Source organism: Microbacterium bandirmense (assembly GCF_037204185.1).
Taxonomy (GTDB): domain Bacteria; phylum Actinomycetota; class Actinomycetes; order Actinomycetales; family Microbacteriaceae; genus Microbacterium; species Microbacterium bandirmense.
This window is the reverse complement of sequence record NZ_JBBDGM010000015.1, coordinates 44,352-62,850: the sequence shown is the minus strand read 5'-3', so window position 1 is coordinate 62,850 and position 18,499 is coordinate 44,352. Positions and strand designations below refer to the sequence as shown.

At 69.5% G+C, this 18,499-nt stretch carries 18 protein-coding genes; 10 read left to right on the top strand and 8 right to left on the bottom strand.

The window, feature by feature from the left end:
- The first annotated feature begins 560 nt into the window (after positions 1-560).
- The gene (locus WDU99_RS14865) at positions 561-1,031 is read left to right on the top strand and encodes a hypothetical protein (RefSeq protein ID WP_337333245.1); all 471 of its coding nucleotides are present in this window, start codon (positions 561-563) and stop codon (positions 1,029-1,031) included.
- Positions 1,032-1,043: 12 nt separating this feature from the next.
- Here WDU99_RS14865 and WDU99_RS14860 read toward each other — a convergent pair whose 3' ends face one another.
- Positions 1,044-3,260, bottom strand: a complete 2,217-nt coding sequence (locus WDU99_RS14860; protein WP_337333244.1) for a beta-N-acetylhexosaminidase — start codon at positions 3,258-3,260, stop codon at positions 1,044-1,046.
- 175 nt (positions 3,261-3,435) lie between these two features.
- On the opposite strand from WDU99_RS14860, the gene WDU99_RS14855 reads away from it, so the two are divergent.
- The 7 genes from WDU99_RS14855 to WDU99_RS14825 all read left to right on the top strand — a co-directional run bounded on the left by WDU99_RS14855 (position 3,436) and on the right by WDU99_RS14825 (position 11,207).
- Positions 3,436-3,987 carry an ArsR/SmtB family transcription factor gene (locus WDU99_RS14855; protein WP_337333243.1) on the top strand — a complete coding sequence of 184 codons (552 nt, stop codon included), beginning with the start codon at positions 3,436-3,438 and terminating at the stop codon, positions 3,985-3,987.
- Complete coding sequence (locus WDU99_RS14850; RefSeq protein ID WP_337333242.1) at positions 3,984-4,862, top strand: M23 family metallopeptidase; 879 nt, start codon at positions 3,984-3,986, stop codon at positions 4,860-4,862. Before WDU99_RS14855 ends, WDU99_RS14850 begins: the two co-directional genes overlap by 4 nt.
- Positions 4,863-4,948: 86 nt before the next feature.
- On the top strand, positions 4,949-7,123 hold the full coding sequence (locus WDU99_RS14845; RefSeq protein WP_337333241.1) for an MMPL family transporter: 2,175 nt from the start codon (positions 4,949-4,951) through the stop codon (positions 7,121-7,123).
- Entirely contained in the window at positions 7,089-8,384 is a 1,296-nt protein-coding gene (locus WDU99_RS14840) for a sensor histidine kinase (RefSeq protein ID WP_337333240.1), read from the top strand. The genes WDU99_RS14845 and WDU99_RS14840 overlap by 35 nt, the downstream gene beginning before the upstream one ends.
- Complete coding sequence (locus WDU99_RS14835) at positions 8,381-9,016, top strand: response regulator transcription factor (RefSeq protein WP_337333239.1); 636 nt, start codon at positions 8,381-8,383, stop codon at positions 9,014-9,016. Before WDU99_RS14840 ends, WDU99_RS14835 begins: the two co-directional genes overlap by 4 nt.
- 17 nt (positions 9,017-9,033) lie before the next feature.
- Positions 9,034-9,489 carry a DUF2871 domain-containing protein gene (locus WDU99_RS14830; RefSeq protein ID WP_337333238.1) on the top strand — a complete coding sequence of 152 codons (456 nt, stop codon included), beginning with the start codon at positions 9,034-9,036 and terminating at the stop codon, positions 9,487-9,489.
- Between the two features lie 2 nt (positions 9,490-9,491).
- Positions 9,492-11,207: an MFS transporter gene (locus WDU99_RS14825; RefSeq protein ID WP_337333237.1), complete on the top strand. Its 1,716-nt coding sequence runs from the start codon at positions 9,492-9,494 to the stop codon at positions 11,205-11,207.
- Here WDU99_RS14825 and WDU99_RS14820 read toward each other — a convergent pair.
- Positions 11,156-12,217, bottom strand: a complete 1,062-nt coding sequence (locus tag WDU99_RS14820) for a carboxylate-amine ligase (RefSeq protein ID WP_337333236.1) — start codon at positions 12,215-12,217, stop codon at positions 11,156-11,158. The two genes, WDU99_RS14825 and WDU99_RS14820, sit on opposite strands and share 52 nt — an antisense overlap.
- A gap of 58 nt (positions 12,218-12,275) precedes the next feature.
- The gene (locus WDU99_RS14815) at positions 12,276-12,449 is read right to left on the bottom strand and encodes a CsbD family protein (RefSeq protein ID WP_337333235.1); all 174 of its coding nucleotides are present in this window, start codon (positions 12,447-12,449) and stop codon (positions 12,276-12,278) included.
- Between the two features lie 734 nt (positions 12,450-13,183).
- Between WDU99_RS14815 and WDU99_RS14810 the strand changes: the two genes are divergently transcribed.
- A complete protein-coding gene (locus WDU99_RS14810) occupies positions 13,184-13,390 on the top strand; it encodes a cold-shock protein (RefSeq protein WP_311256060.1) in 207 nt (68 codons plus the stop codon).
- Positions 13,391-13,459: 69 nt separating this feature from the next.
- On the opposite strand, the gene WDU99_RS14805 is transcribed toward WDU99_RS14810, so the two are convergent.
- From WDU99_RS14805 to nucS, 4 genes are all read right to left on the bottom strand, one after another.
- Positions 13,460-14,782 carry a hypothetical protein gene (locus tag WDU99_RS14805; protein WP_337333234.1) on the bottom strand — a complete coding sequence of 441 codons (1,323 nt, stop codon included), beginning with the start codon at positions 14,780-14,782 and terminating at the stop codon, positions 13,460-13,462.
- A gap of 49 nt (positions 14,783-14,831) precedes the next feature.
- Positions 14,832-15,239, bottom strand: a complete 408-nt coding sequence (locus WDU99_RS14800) for a hypothetical protein (protein WP_337333233.1) — start codon at positions 15,237-15,239, stop codon at positions 14,832-14,834.
- A gap of 86 nt (positions 15,240-15,325) precedes the next feature.
- Entirely contained in the window at positions 15,326-15,985 is a 660-nt protein-coding gene (locus WDU99_RS14795; protein ID WP_337333232.1) for an HAD hydrolase-like protein, read from the bottom strand.
- A gap of 157 nt (positions 15,986-16,142) precedes the next feature.
- Complete coding sequence (gene nucS, locus WDU99_RS14790) at positions 16,143-16,838, bottom strand: endonuclease NucS (protein WP_337333231.1); 696 nt, start codon at positions 16,836-16,838, stop codon at positions 16,143-16,145.
- 136 nt (positions 16,839-16,974) lie between these two features.
- Here nucS and WDU99_RS14785 point away from each other — a divergent pair, with 136 nt between their 5' ends.
- A complete protein-coding gene (locus WDU99_RS14785; RefSeq protein ID WP_337333230.1) occupies positions 16,975-17,223 on the top strand; it encodes a response regulator in 249 nt (82 codons plus the stop codon).
- 18 nt (positions 17,224-17,241) lie between these two features.
- Here WDU99_RS14785 and WDU99_RS14780 read toward each other — a convergent pair whose 3' ends face one another.
- Positions 17,242-18,465: an MFS transporter gene (locus WDU99_RS14780; protein ID WP_337333229.1), complete on the bottom strand. Its 1,224-nt coding sequence runs from the start codon at positions 18,463-18,465 to the stop codon at positions 17,242-17,244.
- Between the last annotated feature and the right edge of the window lie 34 nt (positions 18,466-18,499).

Genomic DNA, 18,499 nt, shown 5'->3' with positions numbered 1-18,499 from the left:
GGTCGTCGCGATCTTGTGTCGTGACGCGGCTTTCTCACGGTTCCAAAGCTCCAAGTAGTTCCCAGAGGTCAATGCAATCTGGAGAACTCCGTCGGCCGTTGCGGCAGCGAGCTGTTCCCATGCAGCACGCAGAGGATCAGCCGGATCCGTGCGAGCGGCCGACAACCGGATCCAGACCCACGAATCCAGTACGCAGAGCGGGGCATCCCGTGACGGGGACCCGGGTGCGCGGAGCGCATTCGGAGATGAGACGCCTCGTGCCATGGAGCCAATCTACGTACCCCAAGCGGGCGGGGCTGTCTGTGCGTCTTGGGAAAAGTGGGGGAAGAATCTGGGGAAATCGCGGCCTTCCCGATGGAAAATGGGTCGAAGGAGCGAGCGAGGTGGCGCGCCACCACTGGCTTTGCGCAGTTTCCTAAACACACCACCAATTGTCCTGAGTCGCGACATCGTTTACGAACGAGTCGCGGCTCAGGACTTTTTCGTTCCCATCGTGCTCCACGTGTATCGCTGCAGCGGGCGATTCGATGCCCTTACCGACCGCTCGTAGGCTCAGAGTCATGCACTCCCTTGAGCAGACGACACGGACGGGTACGACCCGTGGCGTCGGTGTTCTTCTCGTCGGTTTCGCAATCGCGCTGTGGATCGTCTTCGGGCGGTTCCTGTTCGGTGCAGGCGGGGAGCTCACCGTGGTGTACCTGGCCATCGGGCTGATCGTGCTCGTGCTGCACGTCTTCATCGCCCGGGCGCTCTCGCGCACCGCGAGCCGCGGTTTCCCGGTCCGGCCCGCGACGCGCGGCACGCTCATCGCGGCCTGGGGATGCGGCATCCTGCTCGGCCTCACCATCCCCGACATCACGGCCAAGGGCATGCAGACGATCATCAGCGGTGCACAGCAGCCCGCTCTCGACGTCGCGATCGGCGTCGCCAACCCGGCCGGGATCATCATGATGGCGCTCACGATCATCTCGCTGGTGCTCGCGAATCAGGATGCGCAGGGCCCGCGTCCTACCGAGGATGACGAGTTCTGACGGAGTCCCCGTTCAGCGTCGCAGCCCGGCCACCAGTTCATCCACGATCGCCGTGCGCTGGGCCAGCGTGAGCGGCTTGCCCGGTACGCCCGGCCTGCGCTGATCGGGTCGGGGCCCGTCCAGGGGCCTGTACCGCACGCCGGCGGCCGCGAGTCGGCGCAGGTGCACCGGCAGTCGCCGGGCGAAGTCGTCGAACGGCGCGGGCTCTCCCCCGAGCCAGAGACGCTCGGCGATGGCCGAGAGCCGGGGGAACATCGCGAAGTCGACGCGGTCGCGCGTCGGCAGGTGCTCGGTCCACACGTTCGCCTGCCCGCCGACCGCTCCGTCGGGCACGCGCAGCGTGTAGGCGCGCTCGATCGGCAGTGGCGGCCCCACCCGGATCGGCTCGTCGACCGAGTCGGCCTGCGGATAGTCGAGGTACGCCTCGAGGTCGGGGCAGGCGATGACGGGGATGCCACGGCGCAGCGCCTCGGACATCGCGACAGGGCCGCGCCAGGCGAGCAGCCGCACCCCCTCGGGCACCTCGCCCTCGAGCACCTCATCCCACGCCAGCGCCGTGCGACCGTGCGAGCGCACATGCGCGACGAACGCGCGCGTGAACCAGGGCTGCACCTCGTGCACCGAGGTGAGGCCGAGCTGCAGCATCCGATCCTGGGCGGCGGCGCTCGCCGCCCACTCCTGGGTCGACACCTCGTCGCCGCCGATTCCGATCCACTCGGACTCGAATATGCCGCAGAGGGCATCTATCGCCGCGAAGCCGAAATCCAGCGCTGCCTGCGTGGGCGCGAGCGTGCGGTGGTTGAGACCGAACCGCTCCCACGGGCCCGAGGCCGGATCGGACACATCGGTGTTGCCGAGCTCGGGATACGCGGCCTGTGCGGCCTGCACGTGACCCGGCAGCTCAACCTCGGGCACGAGTGTCACGAAACGCTCCGCGGCATAGGCGACCAGCTCGCGCAGTTCGGATGCCGTGTAGAAGCCCTCATGGCGGCCGGGCTGCACGGTGGCATCCGCTCCGTGCCCGAGCTGCGTCGCCGTGCGCACCGCGCCGACCTCGGTCAGCCGCGGGTACCCCGGCACCTCGTAGCGCCAGCCCTGATCGTCGGTGAGGTGCAGGTGCAGCACGTTCAGGTGGTGCGCGCCGAGCAGGTCGATCAGCCGGCGCACGTCGTCCACCGGGCGGAAATGCCGCGCGACGTCGAGCATCACCCCACGCCAGCCGAACGCCGGCGCGCCCGACCAGGTGCCCGCGGGAAGTCGCGTGCCGATCGCATTCTCGGGCGCGCAGAGCTGCCGAAGGGTCGTCGCGCCGCGGAAAACGCCTTCGGCCGTCGCGCCGGCCACCTCGACGCCGTTCGCGGCGACCGTGATGCGGAATACCTCCGGGCCGCCCAGCGATGCATCGACACGCAGCGTGATCGCCGGGGCCGTGGCGGCTGAAGCCTCGGTTCCGAGCCAGCCCCGCAGCAGATCCGCTGTGCCCGCCAGGTCGTCGTCCGCGATCACCGGGGTGCCGGCGTGCAGCACGAAGGGGTCGGCGTCCGGATCGATGTCGTGCTCGATCCGCGGGACGGTGGCGCGGTGCGCCGGGGGCGGCGGCTGCAGCATCCGACCCGGCTCCGCGGCGGTGAGCGCGCCGTCGGCGACGACGGGGATGCCGGAGACGAGCGTCTCGACGGCGCGGAGCGTTCCGGGCAGATCGGCGGGATCGACCGTACGGGGGTCGAACAGCACGAGATCGGCGATCGCGCCCTCTCGGATCACGCAGCGGGGCGCATCGCCGAGGTCGAGCCCGAGCAGCGCGGCCGTCGCGCCCGACAGCAGGTGCACGGCCCGCTCCAGCGTGTGCACTTCGGGGGGCGACACACCAGATGTCGAACGGCTTGCGGGAATGTGTCCGACACCTGGCGCGCCGGCCCCCCATCCGGCATCCAACACGTTGACCGGACCGGCGACACCCGGACCCGCAACGCAGGTGACGCCCGACAGGGCTCCCCCGGACTCCGCGATGAATCCCGGCGCGAGCACGAGTCCAGCGGCATCCACCTCGCTCGTCCCGGGCTGAGTCTCGATGGTGCCGACGTCGCCCTGGCGTCGGATGCCGACGATGCGCGCTCGCTCGATCGCGACGTCCGCGGAAAAGCGTGCGGCGCCGGTGCCGTCGATCACGGTCACGCCGCGGTACACCCGCACGCGACCCTCGTTCGCAGCCGTCGCACTCAGCTGCACGTCGGCACCTCCGGGTGCGGGGCGGTCGTCGGATGCGGGATGACGAGAGCCACGGAGTGCTTCCCTTTCTCGGCGTTGTCCACGTTCGCTCCGCCCACGATAGCGGGCCGGGCGGGGGTGACCCGCCGTCTTCGAAACAGTGCTACGTAATTACGTCTTAACGTAGAATCGAAGCGTGACTGAAGAGCTGAACGAACTCCGTGAGCAGGTGCACGCCCTCGCAGAACGCCTCGAGGCCCTGGAAAGGCTGCGCGACGACGAGCGCCAGCGCGAGCACCAGCAAGAACGCGCCGCGCCCATCGGCGACAGCGACACCTTCTGGGCGCTGGATGGGCTCAACGCCCGGCTGGCCGACGACGCGACGACCGCCGACGGCGCCGTCATGCTCGTCGGATCGCTCACCCTGCCCACCGGCGCACCCGTGTCGTGGCAGGTGGGCCGCGGAACGGCGGGCATGCTCGAAGTCGACTGGAGCGACCACGCCGCGGTGTTCGCCGCGCTCGGGCATCCGGTGCGCATCGAGCTGCTGCGCCACATCCTCTCGGGCGTGCAGACCACAGCGGAGCTCGCGCAGGTCGAAGGACTCGGCACGACCGGGCAGCTGCATCACCACCTGCGCCAGCTCGTCTCGGCCGGATGGGTGCGGCAGAGCGGGCGCGGCAGCTACGAGGTGCCGGCCACGCGGGTCGTTCCGCTGCTGGTGTGCGTGCTGGGGGTGGAGCGATGAAGCGCCTCGTGCTGGCGGCGTACCGCGTTCGCGGCCTCATCTATCTGCCGGCGATGATCGTGCTCGTCGCGATCGCCGTCACCAGCGGCCTCTCCTACTCAGACGGCGTGCAGCAGGTGCGCAGCACCATCGCGTGGTGCGCGATCGTCGCCTTCGCGGCCACCATCGTGCTGGCGTTCCTCGGGCCGAGCCTGCTGCCGGCGCGCGAGATGATCACCGTGACATCGCCGGTACACGGGCGCTGGCAGGCGCTGAACAGCCCCGCGTCGAACGTGCCCAGCCATGGCATCCGCATGTACGGCCAGGCGTACGCGATCGACCTCGTCGCCGATCCGCTCGACCGACCCCGCCCCGCCTTCGGCGAGAGCCCGGCCATGCGGCATCCGCGCGATTACCCGGCATTCGGCGAACCGGTCTTCGCGATGATCGACGGCGTGGTCGTGCGCGCCTCAGGCTGGCGACGCGACCACCGGTCGCGGTCCAATCTGCTCGCCGTGATCTACCTGATGGTCGAAGGGGCGGTGCGCGAACTGGGCGGGCCCGGCTTCATCCTCGGCAACCACGTCATCATCCGCGGTGCCGACGGCACGCACGCGGCCATCGCGCACCTGCAGCAGGGGTCGGTGAGCGTGCGAGTCGGCGACCGGGTCACCGCCGGGCGGACGATCGGGCGCTGCGGCAACTCCGGCAACAGCAGCGAACCGCACGTGCACGCCCAGCTGATGGACCGGCGGTCGCTGCTGACGGCGCAGGGGATCCCGATGGCGTTCGCCGACGTCGTGCTCGACGACGCGCTCGAGCGGATCGACGGGCTGCCGCAGAACGGTCAGCATCTGACGGTCGCTGTGCGTGAGGAGCCGCGGCGCCGGGACTGAGAGGCCCGCCATCCCCCAAAAGGATGACGACGGATTCGACCGCCCGCCCGATGATCGCGGACGGCGATCTTGGTGGAGTGGATGTCATGGCATCCACTCCGTCCTCCTCCGGCTTCTCCGACCGTCTCACCTCGCGGCGCGGTGCGTGGATCGCGCTCGGCCTGGCCGTGCTCATGCTGGTCGTGCTCTTCGGCGCGTTCGGCGCCGCGAAGGCTCCCGCCGGAAACGCGCAGGCGCCTGTCGACTCCGAGTCGTCGCAGGCGGCCGCGCTGATGGAGCAGTTCCCGAACGCGGATCGCCAGTCGGTGCTCGTCGTCGCCTCGCGCGACGACGGCGCCGCGCTGTCGGATGCTGACATCGCCGACCTCGAGGGGCTGCTGCCCCTGCTGGACGAGCACGCGGATGCCGAATCGTCGGGCCCCATGGTCAGCGAGGACGGCGAGGCGGCCCTGCTGGTCACGCCGATCGAGGTGGGTGAGAGCAACACCGAGACCGCCGAGGTGATCACGGCGCTGCGCGCCGATCTCGACGGCCACTCCCCCGACGGCATCACCCTGCAGGTGACCGGCGGCCCGGCGTTCGGCGCCGATATCGCCGCGGCGTTCGAGGGGGCGAACATCACCCTGCTGCTGGTGACGATCCTGATCGTCGCGATCCTGCTGATCGTGACCTACCGCTCTCCCGTGCTCTGGCTGGTGCCCCTGACCGTCATCGCCCTCGCCGACGGACTCGCCGGCCGCATGACCGCCGCCGCCGCGGCCCAGTGGGATCTGCAGTTCGACTCGGGCATCGTCAGCGTGCTGGTCTTCGGCGCCGGCACGAACTACGCCCTGCTGCTGATCTCGCGCTACCGCGAGGAGCTGCTCGTCACCGACGACCACCGCCGTGCGCTCAGCAGCGCCTGGCGGCATACCGTGCCGGCGATCCTGGCATCCAACATCACCGTCGTGCTCGCCCTGCTCACTCTCGTGCTCGCAGTGATCCCCGGTACGCACGGGCTCGGCATCACCTCGGCGATCGGGCTGCTGATCGCGCTCGCCGCCGTGCTGTTCGCCCTGCCGCCGCTGCTCGCCGTCTGCGGCCGCCGCGTGTTCTGGCCCTTCGTGCCGCGACCCGGAAGCACGCGTGCGCAGGGGCGTGCGTGGCGCGCGGCCGCCCAGGGCATCGTGCGGCGTCCGGCGCGCAGCCTGGTGGCCGGAGTCCTGCTGCTCGCGGTGATGTCGGCGGGCCTGATCGGCACATCGGTCGGTCTCGACCAGATCGAGAAGTTCCGCGTGCAGTCCGAATCCGCGAGCGGACTCGAGGTCGTGTCGGCTCACTTCGCCGCGGGCGAGGCGCAGCCCATCTGGGTGATCGCCGACGCGGATGCGGCCGACGACGTCGTCGATGCCGCGGCCGGCGTCGATGGAGTCGTGCGCGCCCACGGCACCGCCACCACCGACGACGACGCACTCGCCAAGATCATGGTGACCAGCGAATACGCGCCCAGCACATCGGAGAGCCTCGACCAGATCACCGAGCTGCGCGAAGCCGTGCACGCTGTGCCGGGTGCGGATGCCGTCGTGGGCGGCGCCGTCGCCACCGACGTCGACGCCAGGGCGGGCAACGTGCAGGATCTCTGGCTGATCGCCCCTCTGGTGCTGCTGGTCAGCTTCATCGTGCTCACCGCGCTGCTGCGCTCGCTGGTCGCCCCCGCGCTGCTGCTGCTGACCAACGTCGCCAGCGCGCTCGCCGCCATCGGCGCCGGCGCGTGGCTGAGCCGGGTGCTGTTCGACCAGCCTGCTCTCGACCTGCAGGTGCCGCTGCTCGGCTTCCTGTTCCTCGTGGCGCTGGGTATCGACTACACGATCTTCCTCGTGCACCGGGCGCGCACCGAGGCGGCGTCCCGGGGTACCCGCGCCGGGATGGTCGAGGCCGTCGCACACACCGGAAGCGTCATCACCAGCGCGGGCATCGTGCTGGCCGCGGTGTTCGCCGCTCTCGGCGTGCTCCCCCTGGTCACCCTGGCGCAGCTCGGGCTCATCGTCGGCGTCGGCGTGATCGTCGACACGCTGGTGGTGCGCACCGTGATCGTCCCGGCGATCTTCAGCCTCGTCGGCGACCGCATCTGGTGGCCGCGCACGCCCCGCCCCACCGCCGAGCAGCCAGCGGGTGGGCCCGCACGCGGGGTCGCGACGGGGGCGACACCACCTGCGGCGGACATCGAGCGAGAGGCAGAATCGACGCATGAGTCTCGTGAACGCGCCGTTGACGCTCGCTGAGCCGTCGGCCGCGCCGTACATCCGGCCCGCGGCGCGCGCGATGGAGATCGGGCAGTACCTGATGGCGCTGCTGCTCACCACCGTGGGCGCCATCCGCGCCATCGGCGACGGCACCGCCGTGCCGGTGGCCATCGTCACCGGTGTGGCGATCCTCGTCTGGCACACCGCCGGCGCCCTGCTGCTCACCAGGTCGCCGTCGCGCCGCACGGCGGCGTGGTGGCTGCTGGGGTTCGCCGCGGTGTGGGTCGCCGCCGTCAGCATCTCGGCCGAGTTCGTCTGGCTGGCCTTCCTGCTCTGGCTGCTCGCCGGTCACCTGCTGCCGCTGCGCTGGGGGCTGCTGTTCGCGACGGTGGTTCTCGCGGTGGTGATCGTCGCGCCGATCCTGCACCACGGCACCACCAGTTACGCGAACGTGTTCGGCCCGCTGATCGGCGGGGTGTTCGCCTTCGGCATCTCGCGCGGCTACCTGCAGCTGCTGAAGGATGCCGCCGAGCGCGAGCGACTGGTGACGTCGCTCACCCGTGCGCAGCACGAGATGGCCGAGCTGCAGGACGAGCTCGCCCACGCGCAGCGCCAGTCAGGGGCGATCGCCGAGCGCACCCGCATCTCGCGCGACATCCACGACACGATCGCCCAGGGGGTCTCCTCGATCCGGCTGCTCGCGCACGCGGGCGGTGGGCGCACACAGGACGCGCAGGCCGCGCGCACGCTCGCGCAGATCGAACAGCTCGCCGGTGACAGCCTCGCCGACGTGCGTCGCATCGTCGAGTCGCTCGCCCCGGCCGAGCTCGAAGACGACGCGCTCGCCGCGGCGCTGAGTCGGATGCTGCAGCGCACGCAAGACGAAGCCGGGCTGCAGACCGACCTGCACATCGACGACACCCTGCCGCTGCTGCCCACCGAGGTCGAGGTGGCGCTGCTGCGCGTCGCCCAGTCGGGGCTTGCGAACGTGCGGCTGCACGCGCAGGCCGAGCGCGTCGTGATGAGCCTCATCGACGCCGACGACGCCGTGCGTCTCGACATCATCGACGACGGCGCCGGGTTCGACCTCGACGCGTGGGAGTCGGATGCTGACGCCGGCGCATCCAGCTACGGTCTGCGCTTCATGCGGGCGCGACTGCGCGAACTCGGAGGCGGGCTCGACATCGAGAGCGCGCCGGGCGAGGGAACGGCGATATCGGCGCATCTGCCCCTGGCGGTCGCGACCCGGCATCCGGATCCAGGCGAGGCCGCCACGAGCGAACCGGAGGAGAGCTCATGACCATCACCGTGCTGCTCGTCGACGACCACCCCGTCGTGCGCAGCGGACTGCGCGCCGTGCTCGACGGCGGGACGGCCCGCACCGGCGACGCCGTTCACATCGTCGGCGAGGCCGCGACCGGCGAGGAGGCCGTGACGCTCACGGCCACCCTGCGCCCCGACGTCGTGCTGTGCGATCTGCGCCTGGGGGCCGGCATCGACGGCATCCAGACCACCGCCGCGCTGCGCGCTCTCGACCCGCCGCCGACCGTCGTCATCCTCACCACCTTCGATCGCGACGCCGAGATCCTCGGGGCGATCGAGGCCGGCGCAGCCGGCTACCTGCTGAAGGATGCCGCTCCCGAAGCGATCCTCGAGGGCATCCGTCGCGCCGCCGCCGGCGACATGGTGCTCTCCCCCGGCCTCGCCACCCGCGTGCTCAAGGGCATGCGCAATCCGCTGCCCAAGCTCACCGAGCGCGAGATCGAGGTGCTGAGGCTGCTCGCCGAAGGCTCGGCGAACAAGCAGATCGCGCGAACCCTGTTCGTCACCGAGGCGACCGTGAAGAGTCACCTGGCGCACATCTTCACCAAGCTCGGCGTCGACAGCCGGTCGCGGGCCGTGCACGTCGCGCGCGAGACCGGGCTCATCTGACCGTCGAAAGGAAACCCATGAAGAAGCTGTTCAATGCCGCGTTCATCTATATGGTGCTCGGAGTCGCCTCGGGACTGTTCTACCGTGAGTTCACCAAGGCCAATGCGTTCCCCGAGGGGGAGTACACGCAGCTCGCCGTCGTGCACACGCATCTGCTCACCCTCGGGTTCATCGTGCTGCTGGTGTTGCTGGCCCTCGAGAAGCTGTTCCGCATCTCGCGCAGCGCGAAGCTGTTCGGCTGGTTCTTCTGGCTCTACAACGCCGGGCTCGTGCTCACCGCGGCCATGATGGTCTGGCACGGCAGCCTCACGGTGCTGGGTGAGCAGTCGAACGCGATGATCGCCGGCATCGCCGGTCTCGGGCACATCCTGCTGACGGCCGCGATGATCATCCTGTTCATCGCCCTCGGCCGCGCGGTGAATGCGACGGCCCCTTCGGCGGCATCGGGCACGCCCTCCGCGGTCACCGCCTGATCATGGCCGCGAGCACGCCGGGCACCGACGCCGCTCGTCGGGGCGACGCACCCACACGACGGGAGTGGCTCGGTCTCGGCGTGCTCGCGATCGGCCTCGGCCTGATCGTGCTCGACGGCACGATCGTCGGCGTCGCCCTGCCGGCCATCATCAGCGACCTCGATCTCGACCTCACCGACGCGCAGTGGGTGAACAGCCTCTACGCGGTGCTGCTCGCCGCGCTGCTGCTGTCGACCGGCAAGCTCGCCGATCGGTGGGGACGCAAGAGGCTGTTCCTGGTCGGCCTGCTGGTGTTCATGGCGGGGAGCCTGTTCGCGGCGCTGGCGACCTCGGCCGGTCTGCTGATCGGAGCGCGTGCCGTGCAGGCCGTCGGCGCCGCGCTGATCATGCCCTCGACGCTCTCGACCGTGAACGCCGTGTTCCGCGGCCGTCACCGTGCCGTCGCGTTCGGCGTGTGGGGTGCGGTCATCTCGGGGGCGGCCGCGGTCGGTCCGCTGGCCGGCGGTGCTCTCACGCAGTGGACGACGTGGCACTGGATCTTCCTGGTGAACCTGCCGCTGGGGGCTCTGGTGTTCATCGCCGCGCTGTTCACGGTGCCCGAGACGCGCGGCGGCAAGCCGCGACCAGGGGCCGACGTCGACGGTGCGCTGCTGAGCGGCATCGGGTTCGGCGCCCTGGTGTTCGCCGTGATCGAGGGGCCCGACCTCGGCTGGTGGAGTCCGCAGGGTGATTTCTCGCTGTTCGGCTGGGAGTGGCCGGCAGATGCCACGGTCTCGATCGTGCCGATAGCGCTCGCCGTCGCGGCCGTCGCGCTCACGCTCTTCGTGATCTGGGAGCGGCATCGTGAGCGCGTGCAGCGCTCAGCGCTGCTCGACCTGGGGCTCTTCTCATTCGCGACCTTCTCCTGGGGCAACGTCACGGCCGCCATGGTGGCGATCGGCGAGTTCGCGATCCTGTTCGTGCTGCCCCTCTACCTGGTCAACGCCGTCGGCCTCGACGTCATGGGCGCGGGCCTCGTGCTGGCCGCCATGGCGGTGGGCGCCTTCCTCTCGGGAGCAGCCGCCCGCCATCTCGCCGTGCGCTTCGGCGCACCCGGGGTCGTGCTGATCGGACTGGGACTCGAGGTCACGGGCATCCTGGTGCTCGCCGCCGTGATCCAGGCCGACAGTGCGGGGTGGGCGACCGCCCTGCCCCTGGTGGTCTACGGACTCGGCCTCGGTCTGGCCTCGGCTCAGCTCACCGGAACGGTGCTGCGCGACATCCCCGTCGGCGTGTCCGGTCAGGCGTCGGCGACGCAGAGCACCGTGCGGCAGATCGGTTCGGCGCTCGGCACGGCGTTCTCGGGTGCGGCTCTCGCGACCGCGCTCGCACTGACCCTGCCCGCGTCGCTCGCCGACGCCGGCATCAGCGGCAAGGGTGCCGACAGCATTGCGGATGCCACGCACGAGTCGGCCGGCACCACGATCCTGCAACTGCGGGCACAGGGCGACGCGGGTCCGCTAGGCGACCAGACCGCGACAGCGGCCGACGCGCTGGCCGCCGGCTTCGCCGACGCCACGCGCTGGGCGTTGCTGTTCGCCGCCGTGTTCCTGCTGCTCGGCCTGGTCGGCGCGCTGCGGCTGCGCGTGGAGGCGCGGCGATCGGATGCCGGTGGTGCCGGGCGTGGTCAGCCGGACATCAGCAGTGCGCGGAGCGTGGGAATGCCGCCGGTCGAATAGGCGGCGAGCTGACGCTCCGCGCCGGTGCCCTCGGTGCGCAGCAGACCGATGTGCTCCTCGACGAACGCCGTGTCGCCGAGCTCGTCGAGGGCGGGACGGATGCTGTGCAGCATCCGATCCACCGCCGACCAGGCGTCTTCGACGTCGCCGTCCGGGGTGAAGAACCTCGCGCGCATCCCGTTCTTGGCGGCCAGCCAGACCGACGCGTCCAGCTCGGCCGCCGGCGCGACAGCATCCGCCACATCGTCCGCGCACACGATGCCGCGCATCAGCGCGGCGAGCAGCAGGGCATCCGGCACGGTCAGCTGGGCGTCGGCCACGCGCACCTCGACCGTCGGGTACTGCTCCGACAGCCGCACCGCCCACGCGACAGACGCGCGCGACGGCAGCACCTGGATGCGCACCAGGCGGTCGACGGTGCGATGGTACTCATCCGCGTCGTGGAAGTCCGGCGGTGCCCACGACACCGGAAGGCGGCGGATCAGCACACTTCGCCAACTCGCCAACTCCGAGGCGACGCCGTTGGCGAACGGCGAGTTCGCGCTCAGCGCGAGCAGCACCGGCAGGTGGCGGCGCAGTCGTCGCAGCGCGCGCACGCGCTGCTCGTCGCCCTTCACCTCGACGTGCACATGCAGGCCGTTGACCTCGTGCTGGCGGGTGAGCTCCCCCAGCAGGGTCGACACGTCGTCGTAGTGCGGCGACGACGAGACCAGCGAGCCGCCCGACAGGGCGAAAGGGGCGCCGGTGGCGGCGATCAGCGAGTGCGGGGGCGCATGCCGCGCGAGCAGACGGCGCATGCCGCTGAGCTGCACGGACGCATCGGCCATCGTGTGCACCGGCTCGGTGGCGCATTCGAACTGACAGGTGAGGTACTCGGCGGTGATCGTTCCGCCGGCGTCGGCGGCACCGAGCACGTCGGCGGACGGATCGGCTCCCGACAGTGGAACAAGAGCTTCGGCGTCGAGGAGGACGAACTCCTCCTCGACGCCGAAGCGGGTTTCAGCGGGCATCATTCCCCCTGGGCGTGAATGTTCAGCGGGACCGATGCCGCTCCGCGGTGGGGTCGGTCTACTTGTCGAAGGCGTCCTTGACGTCGTCCCCGACCTTCTTGGCGTCGGCCTTGACCTGGTCGAGCTTGCCCTCTGCCTGGAGCTTCTCGTTGTCGGTCGCGTCGCCGATGCCCTCCTTGGCCTTGCCGACCAGCTTCTCGGCGTTGTGCTTGGCGTCGTCCATGGCTCCCATGTCGCTCCCTCCGTCGTGGGCGGGACCACCTGGTGGGTGGAATCACCGTCCGGTGTGATGTGGAGTGTCAGCCTGTCACCCGCGGCACAGGTGCGAACACGGGATTGACATGATGGGTGCGACGTGGGAGTGTGCGGCTCGGAGAGAGTCGGTGCGGCACATCCGCTTCTCTCCGAGCCTGCAACGACCCGGGGTGGACTTCACGGGACCCGGCCGGAGCCGCAGCAGTGGCTCCGAGCCGTTCATCCCTTTGTGTGAAGTGCATGTGCCGGGATCTGATCGCGCTCGCTGATCCCCGTCAGCGACGGAAACTCCCCAGTATCCGACGATCAACACATGCGGTTCGATCTCTCCCCCGGCAATGTCCCCAGTGTGCCGCAAGATCGATCGGCTTCATCATCGCACCTTTTTCGAGATTTGTCCCCCTTTTGGGGGACAAGTTTCGAGATTTGTCCCCCTTTTGGGGGACAAATCTCAGGCAATCTGTGTATGCTGAATCTGACGCACCCTCCGGTCGTCTTCGGCCCTCATCGCTCCCCCCGCGATGAGGGCCACCACTCTTTTCCCGGCCGCTCATATCATCTGAGCGCGCTTTGGGCGCATCCGTGGCGTGATCCGGATGCAACGTTTCCATCACCATCTGCTGAGTGCTGTTGCCGGATGGGCCGTCTGGGATAGCGTTAGCGCAGTCGGTGCATCCTGCGTCGGCATCGCAACAAGCAGAACGGCAGTAAATGAGCACCCAGGGCACGGTCAAGTGGTTCAACTCGGAGAAGGGCTTCGGCTTCATCTCCCCTGACGACGGAGGCGCCGACGTGTTCGCGCATTACTCCGCCATCCAGTCTTCCGGCTACCGCTCGCTCGACGAGAACCAGCGCGTCGAGTTCGATGTGGCGCAGGGCCCCAAGGGCCTGCAGGCTGAGAACATCCGCCCCATCTGAGGCGAAACGAAGAACCCCGCCGGGCTGCGAATCACAGCGCCGGCGGGGTTCTTTCTGTATCCGGGTCGATCAGGCAGACGCCTTGGCGCTCTTGCGGCTGGCGCGGCGGCTGCCTTCGGCAGCGGTCTCGACGGCTACTTGTGCATCGTGCTGGGCCTCCTCGGCCGCGCGCGCGGCCAGGAACAGACCCTCGCGGTTGAGGTGACGTGAGTAGCGCGCGTCCAGGTACAGCACCGGCACGTCGCCGGCGGCCTTGATCAGCTCGGGGTAGAGCTGGTCCTTGATCGGGCCCGAGCCGCCACCGTAGACGTAGACCACCTCGGTGGACTCACCCGACTGGCTGAGCGTCTCGCTGAAGGCACGGCGGATCTGCTCGACCAGGTGCTTGACGTCCGGCTCGACCAGACGCTCGGCGCGCTGATGGCGGTTGCGCTGCAGCACCGACGGCGTCGACTGCAGGAAGTCGGCCAGCTGCTTGCGGCTGGTGAAGCGCAGGTCGGCCTCGTCCTGACGGTCGAGGGCGTTCTCGAGGATCGTGCCGTAACCCATGTCGAGGGTCGACGCGGCCTCGGCGTTGAAGCGACCGTTGGTGAACACCGGGAAGTTCACGGTGCCCTCGCCGACGTCGATGCCGACGGTGTTCTGCGCGGCGACCAGGTCGGCGCCGGTCACACCGGGAAGGATGTCGGCCTCGCGCGAGCGCAGGTCGGTCAGCAGCGCGTTGGCGAGTGGCTCGCCCTTCTCGGAGATCGCGAACTGTGCGGAAGCACCCTCGGCGACGACCTGCACGTCTTCGAACTCGAGGCGCACGCTGACCGGGGTGTTGAAGTTCTTGATCGTGACCAGGTGCACGGCCGAGCCCTTCGAGCCGAGGAACTCACCGGCGTACCCGTAGCGGCGGGCCACGAACTCGCTGATCGGCAGCGCCAGGCCGGCGCGCACCTTGACGCGCAGCTCGTGGTCGGGCAGCGCATCGTGCGTGCGCACGTAGTCGCGCAGCGCCTTGGCTGCGAACACGCCGAGCACGAGGATCTTGCTCAGCTGCTGGTCGGCCTTGCTCGCGTGCCCGTCGTGCACCTCGAACTCGCTGAACACCGAGCCGCGCACGCTGAGGGCCGAGCGGCCGAAGATGCGGCGATCGCTGTCGGAGACCAGCGGCGACGAGAGCGAAGCGTCGAGGCGGTTGTAGAAGTCCTCCTCGGCGTCGTTCATGGTCTGCGACGCCTCAGCATCTTCGAGAGGCACCTTGGGCGACTGGCGCGGGGTGGCGACGATGGCACTGGGCAGGTCGATCCGATCCCGAACGAGCGTTTCGGTGTTGAGGATCATGCCCTTGACGTAGCCGTTGCCGACGTCGATGCCGCCGGTCAGATGGATGATGTCCGAGCTCATGTGGGGAGGCCTTTCATTGCGTGCGAGTCGGTGGAGGGATCGTGGATGGTCACAGTCCGAGGAGGTCGTCGATCGTCGCCGAGGCGTTGGTGTCCACGGCTTGCGGCCTCTGCTTCTCGGGTGGCTGAGGAGTGGAGTCTTCCGGGGCAGCGAGGCCGTCAGCGGGCGCCGGGTCCTCGGCGGGTGCCGGGGCGACGGCGACAGGCTCGACGGCGACGGGCGCAGCGGGTCGGGCATCCCGTTCGAACGAGAGGTCCTCAGCGATGTGCACCGGCTGCGCCGGCGGCCGCACCGGGCGGTTGGCGACGTCGACGAATCCCTCGCGGGCGATGGCTTCACGGATCAGGCGGCGGATCGATTCCGATGCGGAGTACTGCAGATCGAGCCACTCGACCACGCTGATGTCGGCAGCCGGGACGGTGATCTGCACCTTTCGGGTGGAGGGCGTCTCGGCCACTGCTGCTCCTTCACTTGCTGTTCACGCGCTGCTGATCGCGCGTGGCGTACCCGGGCACGCCTAGATCACGGTACAGTACCCGGCTGTCAGCCGAGCAGAGCGCGGTGCAGCTCGTCCGCGTCGGCGACGCGGAGGACTGCGCCGTCGGCCTCATCCGCGTGCCCGAAACCCCACTCGGAGAAGATCACCGGGATGCCGTGGTCGGCGGCACCGTCGATGTCGTGGTGCCGATCGCCGATCAGCACCGGGCGCGATGTGTCGACGCCTGCCGCGGTGAGACGCTCGAGGGCCTGGGCGATGACGAAGGACTTGCCGTCGGCGTTGCCGACCTCGCCGACGCGGGCGCCTGAGATGGCCGTGAACATCGGCGTGAGTCCGTAGTGGTCGAGGATCGCCTGCACCTGGTTCTCGGGTTTGGTGCTGGCCGTCGCCTGCGGGATCCCCGCCGCGTGCACGGCGCGCAGCACGTCGGCGACGCCCGGATAGATGTCGACTGACGCCGCATAGCCGTCTGCCGCAGCCAGTGCACGGTACCGGGCGACCGCCTCCTGCGCCTGATCGAGCGGCATGCCCGCCCGGATCTGGAACGATTCGAGCATGGGAGGCCCGATCCACTGGGACAGCGCGTCGACGTCGGGCTCGGGCAGGCCGTACGAGGCGAAGACCTGTCGCAGACGTGGCAGGATGCCGGCGGAGGCATCGGCGATCGTGCCATCGACGTCCCAGAGGATGCAGGAGTAGCTCACGTGTCCAGCCTATGACCGGCCGCATCCGCTCCCGTCGCCCCTGGCCGTCCCGGGAACGGATGCAGGGAGAAAATACGTTTGCAGGGCGACACGCCGCCGAAACTCTCCGCAAGCGTTCAGGCTCCCTGCATCCGTTCCCGAATGCGGGGTGGGGAGGTCAGAAAAGGCGGGGGATGCCCGATTCGACGCCCTTCATGTCGTCGTAGTCGAGCACGACGCAGCGGATGCCGCGGTCTTCGGCGAGTACCCGCGCCTGCGGCTTGATCTCCTGTGCGGCGAAGACGCCGGTCACGGGCGCGAGGTGCGGGTCACGGCCCAGCAGGTCGAGGTAGCGCGTCAGCTGCTCGACGCCGTCGATGTCACCCCGGCGCTTGACCTCGACCGCGATCGCGGCACCGTTGGCGTCCCGCACCATCAGGTCGACCGGGCCGATCGCCGTCGGGAACTCGCGGCGCACCAGCGTCGCGCCCTCACTGATGAGATCCACCTGTTCGGCCAGCAGACGCTGCAGGTCGGCCTCGACGCCGTCCTTCTGCAGTCCCGGGTCGATGCCCAGGTCGTGATTGGAGTCGTGGATGATCTCGTAGATCTGCACGCGCAGCGCGTCGCCGGTCTTCTTGTGCGTGACGCGCCAGACCTCGACGACGCCGGCGCTCGCTTCCTCCTCCCCCGGAGTCTCGGGAGAGAGTGAGCACGGCGGGCTCATCCAGTTCAGCGGTTTATAGCTGCCGCCGTCGGAGTGCACGAGCAGACTGCCGTCGCCCTTGTGCACCAGCAGGCGTGTGGCCAGGGGCAGGTGGGCGTTGAGACGACCGGAGTAGTCGACGGAGCAGCGGGCGATGACGAGACGCACCCGACGAGCCTACTTCGTCGTCCACAGACGGGCATGACGTGCGAGTTCTGCACAGCCACCGGATGGCCCGGGTCAAGGTGTCGCACGGCCGACATATCCTCATGACATCGGCGGAATCCTGGGTCAGAATGGAGGTATGACGGTGTCCATCGAGGTGATCACGATCGTCGCGAGCGCGGCGACGCTGCTCGTCGCGCTCATCAGCGGGTTTGGCTGGGTGTTCAGTCGGATGGATGCCCGGTTCGCCCAGCAGGATACCCGGATCGAAGCACGTTTCGCGGGCGTCGAGACACGCCTCACGGGACTTGAGCGTGAGCTCACCGAGGTGAAGATCGCTGTGGCGCGAATTGAAGGCCCGCCGCGACGCTTCATCGAAGCGCGTTGAGTCGCCTCCACCCCGTGCTCAGGCGACCGGCGTCTTCTCCTCGACGCGCAGCGGACGCGCCGCCGAAGAGAACAGCCCCGACAGCACGACGAGCGCGACCAGGATGTAGAGGGTGTTCAACAGGCCGATGTGCTCGCTGATCAGGCCGAGCAGCGGGGGGCCGCCGAGGAACGCGACGTAGCCGATGGTCGCTGCCGCGCTGACGCGCGCCGCGGCTTTGGCCGGATCGTCGGCTGCGGCGGACATGCCCAGCGGGAAGCCGAGCGAGGCGCCGATACCCCAGAGCGCGGCGCCCAGCAGCACCAGCGGCAGCGACGGTCCCAGGATGAACAGCAGGATGCCCGATGCCGCGGTGACCGCGAGCACGCGCAGCACGGCGACGCGACCGAACCGGTCGACGAGCGGTCCGCCGAGCAGGCGGACGACCGTCATGCCCACCGAGAACACTGCCAGGGCGACCGCCCCCATGCCGGCCTCCTGATGGTGGCCTTCGACCACGCCGAGTGCGATCCAGTCGTTCGCGCCGCCCTCGGCGAACGACATTCCGAGCATCACCACCCCCAGTGCGTAGATGCGCGGTTCGCGCCATGCCGACAGCGCGGTCCGCGCGCGCTCCCGCCAGTGCGGCCGCTCGTGCGGTTCGGGGTCGAGGGCCGCCTCGCGCACGGGAACCTGGAAGAAGCAGGCGACAGCGGCGGCGACGATCATCGCGCTGACGATCGCGGTGTGCGCCGCCACGTCGAGGTGGAGGTTCGCCGCGAGTGCGCCGATGCCGGCGCCGACCACCGTTCCGAAGCTGAAGAAAGCATGGAACACGGGCAGGATCGTCTTGCCCATCTGCTGCTCGATGGCGGTGGCCTCGACGTTCATCATCACGTCGACCGAGCCGTTGCCGTAGCCGAACAGGGCCATGCCCAGCACGACCACGGGCAGTGCGCCGAACACGTTCGTGCCGAGCCCGATCAGCAGCACTCCGGCGCCGAAGATGAGCATCATGATCAGCATGCCCACGCGGGCGCCGGTGCGCGCCATCACCAGCGGCCCGGTCGAGATGCCGATGATCGAGGCGATGCCCATGCCCAGCAGCAGCAGCCCGATCTGGGCCTTGTCGATCTGCAGCGCATCGGCGATGCTGGGCACCCGCGAAGCCCAGGTTGCGATCGACAGGCCGCTGGCGAAGAAGATGGCGAAGATCGCGATGCGCCAGCGCACGAACTGTGATCGGGTGAGGGCAGTGTCCATCGCACCATCGTAATCGAATCGATTCGATACCGGA

What these genes read in the sequence shown, in the direction of transcription:
- WDU99_RS14865 (WP_337333245.1), top strand. Translation starts at nt 561, where the DNA reads ATGCACTCCCTTGAGCAGACGACACGGACGGGTACGACCCGTGGCGTC.
- WDU99_RS14850 (WP_337333242.1), top strand. Translation starts at nt 3,984, where the DNA reads ATGAAGCGCCTCGTGCTGGCGGCGTACCGCGTTCGCGGCCTCATCTAT.
- WDU99_RS14845 (WP_337333241.1), top strand. Translation starts at nt 4,949, where the DNA reads ATGGCATCCACTCCGTCCTCCTCCGGCTTCTCCGACCGTCTCACCTCG.
- WDU99_RS14840 (WP_337333240.1), top strand. Translation starts at nt 7,089, where the DNA reads ATGAGTCTCGTGAACGCGCCGTTGACGCTCGCTGAGCCGTCGGCCGCG.
- WDU99_RS14835 (WP_337333239.1), top strand. Translation starts at nt 8,381, where the DNA reads ATGACCATCACCGTGCTGCTCGTCGACGACCACCCCGTCGTGCGCAGC.
- WDU99_RS14830 (WP_337333238.1), top strand. Translation starts at nt 9,034, where the DNA reads ATGAAGAAGCTGTTCAATGCCGCGTTCATCTATATGGTGCTCGGAGTC.
- WDU99_RS14825 (WP_337333237.1), top strand. Translation starts at nt 9,492, where the DNA reads ATGGCCGCGAGCACGCCGGGCACCGACGCCGCTCGTCGGGGCGACGCA.
- WDU99_RS14820 (WP_337333236.1), bottom strand. Translation starts at nt 12,217, where the DNA reads ATGCCCGCTGAAACCCGCTTCGGCGTCGAGGAGGAGTTCGTCCTCCTC.
- WDU99_RS14815 (WP_337333235.1), bottom strand. Translation starts at nt 12,449, where the DNA reads ATGGGAGCCATGGACGACGCCAAGCACAACGCCGAGAAGCTGGTCGGC.
- WDU99_RS14810 (WP_311256060.1), top strand. Translation starts at nt 13,184, where the DNA reads ATGAGCACCCAGGGCACGGTCAAGTGGTTCAACTCGGAGAAGGGCTTC.
- WDU99_RS14805 (WP_337333234.1), bottom strand. Translation starts at nt 14,782, where the DNA reads ATGAGCTCGGACATCATCCATCTGACCGGCGGCATCGACGTCGGCAAC.
- WDU99_RS14785 (WP_337333230.1), top strand. Translation starts at nt 16,975, where the DNA reads ATGACGGTGTCCATCGAGGTGATCACGATCGTCGCGAGCGCGGCGACG.
- WDU99_RS14780 (WP_337333229.1), bottom strand. Translation starts at nt 18,465, where the DNA reads ATGGACACTGCCCTCACCCGATCACAGTTCGTGCGCTGGCGCATCGCG.